The organism is Vibrio sp. (assembly GCF_984391705.1).
This window is the reverse complement of record NZ_CFHWOM010000091.1, coordinates 6,154-8,591: the sequence shown is the minus strand read 5'-3', so window position 1 is coordinate 8,591 and position 2,438 is coordinate 6,154. Positions and strand designations below refer to the sequence as shown.

General features: G+C 47.3%; 1 protein-coding gene and 2 tRNA genes. 2 read left to right on the top strand and 1 reads right to left on the bottom strand.

Going from position 1 to position 2,438, the window contains the following annotated elements:
• Positions 1-22 precede the first annotated feature (22 nt).
• A tRNA-Leu gene (locus tag AC4MRV_RS20910) sits at positions 23-109 on the top strand.
• Positions 110-142: 33 nt separating this feature from the next.
• Positions 143-216, top strand: a tRNA-Cys gene (locus tag AC4MRV_RS20905).
• 206 nt (positions 217-422) lie between these two features.
• Here AC4MRV_RS20905 and AC4MRV_RS20900 read toward each other — a convergent pair.
• A partial coding sequence (locus tag AC4MRV_RS20900; protein WP_491189225.1) for an NHL repeat-containing protein occupies positions 423-2,438 on the bottom strand: 2,016 nt, incomplete at its 5' end.

The window sequence follows — 2,438 nt, the reverse complement described above, 5'->3', positions numbered from 1 at the left end:
GGCATCACAAAGAAATTTGTGTGCCCTGGTGGTGGAATTGGTAGACACAAGGGATTTAAAATCCCTCGACGTTCGCGTTGTGCCGGTTCAAGTCCGGCCCGGGGCACCATCTCAATTCAGCTCAACTGAGCAAAAAAATAAAGGCGCCTTGGCAGAGTGGCTATGCAGCGGATTGCAAATCCGTGGACCTCGGTTCGATTCCGGGAGGCGCCTCCATGATTTTAAAGCCCCGACAGTAATGTCGGGGCTTTTTTCGTTTTGCTTAGTTCTTTTCTAGATATCTAAAAGCCTTGATGACGCAGTAGTATCTGGCGATTTTGTCAGGAAGTAGTTTGGCAGTATTGAAGGTGTTCATTGTGGTTGCAGAAAAAGAAACAGCCTGGCGCAAAAAAATGCCCAGTCAGTTGACTGGGCATTGATGTTTAATAGCTGTTCATAATAATGAGTTGCTTGTCATCGATGACATAGGTTTGATATCCATCGCCTGACACATCAAGCTCACTGTAAATGCTATTGTAACCGCCTGAAGCGTCACCGCTGTAACGCTGTGAGCCATCCGACCTGAAGATCCACACATCTTTGTCGCCATAGTAGTTACTTGTGGTGGCATGAACTTCGTTGTTCTCGCCCATTGCTGAGCCCGCGGCGTATCCGTCGGTGGTAAATACCTGCGTAACCTGCATGCTATCGACATCAAGAGCGAGCAGCGAGGACCCAACCGGATAGACGACGCTACCATCGTTGTTGATGGCTAAGCCGGTAGCGAACGAATCTGTACCGTGTGGCGCTGTAGCGATATGTTCTACTTTGACATCGTCGCGGTAGCTGTTGTAGGTAAGCTCATAACAGTGCAATGTGTATGGCGATAGGCCAGATTCTGTCGAACAGAAACGATTACCAAACTGACTGGCCGCAAGAATGTTATCGCCTTGATACCATGCGAATGCCGATAGCCAGTGACCATCACCACGTATATTAAGTCGTGCTCCCGTATTCGCGTGGTAAACGTTACCGCCAGGTGCAACGATCAGTGGTACACCTGATGGCTCTGTAATGGTAAACATCTCTGCGATCCCATCATTACCTGACCAAATCGTATGTAGGTTAAAGGTTGTTAGATCAAAGACAGCAATACTGTTGCCATCTAAGCCACTGTACAACCATCTCCCGTCCTCACTCACTTTGATCTCACCAAACTGGTGAGTCGCGCCAGGAGATAGCCCTGCGACGTACTCCTGAGTATGGCTATGATAAACGCTGATTTCAGCTGAGTCAGCGGCACCATCATTGATGTATATGTAAGGTCTAACAGGGTCAGCGGCTACATTGCTGGCTTTTTCTGGTATTACTTGCTTATCTGCTGGATCGGTGTCGCCAACCCATAGGCTGACACGAATGCTATTGCTATTGGCAATACTCGCGTCATCTGCTACGACGACAATTTCCGCCTCGTGCAGTTGGTTACTTGCTAAGCCGCTAGTATCTGCAGAAAGCTGTAGCTTATCTAACGTGGTTCCAGAGTTTGTTACTGTTAACCAAGGGGCTTCTGTCGAAGCTTTCCAAAGAGTGTCTGTAAAGCCGTAGCTATCTAAGATATCGATTTCAGCAGTCAGACGTTGCTTTGTAGGAAACTTAGTTAAGGCCACGCCGCGATCAGGCACAACGAGTGAGTGACGAGAAGCAAGAACATTGATGTCAAACTGTTTGTTGATAGTGTGATCACCTACTTGGGCTGAAGCCGTTGCCGTAAAGGTGTTAAGGCCTTCGCTTATATTCTCCTGGGAGGTCAGATTTATATCAAGCGTTTTAGCGGTGTTCGAAGCGTATACGGAGGAGGATTGTAAACCTGCAGGAAGTGATACTGTTACGAGGTGAACGCGGTCACCAGTGTTTAAGCTGACGTCGAGGTTGTCAGAAACAGGCTCAAATCCATCCGAAATATCAAGTGTGACGCTATCATTGCTCAGTGTTAACTCGGGCAAAGTAAATTCAGCTGAAATTTGGATCTGTGATTCTGAACCATCAGTCCTATCACGTAACGTTACAGTGGTGGAATGTGAACCTGGAGTTAAGTTGTAATCGATGATCGAAAGCTCGACTGTAGTATCACCGGTACCGATTCTGTCACTGATTGAGAGCCAACTAGTGCTGTCGAGTAGCAACCAATCGATGTTAGTTCCGGTAATTGAAAGATGCTTAACATCCTTCACTGAAGAACCAATCGTATGAGACAGGGTAGCACTTGTTAAGCTTGCTTTAAGCTTGTCATGACGGGTCGGATCGAGTGGGTAGTGATCATTGACATCCAATACGCCATCGTTGTCATCATCGGTATCATTGGTATTGGCAATTCCATCACCATCTGTGTCTAATATAGGCTCAGTAGGCTCAGTAGGCTCAGTAGGCTCAGTAGGCTCAGTAGGCTCAGTAGGCTCAGT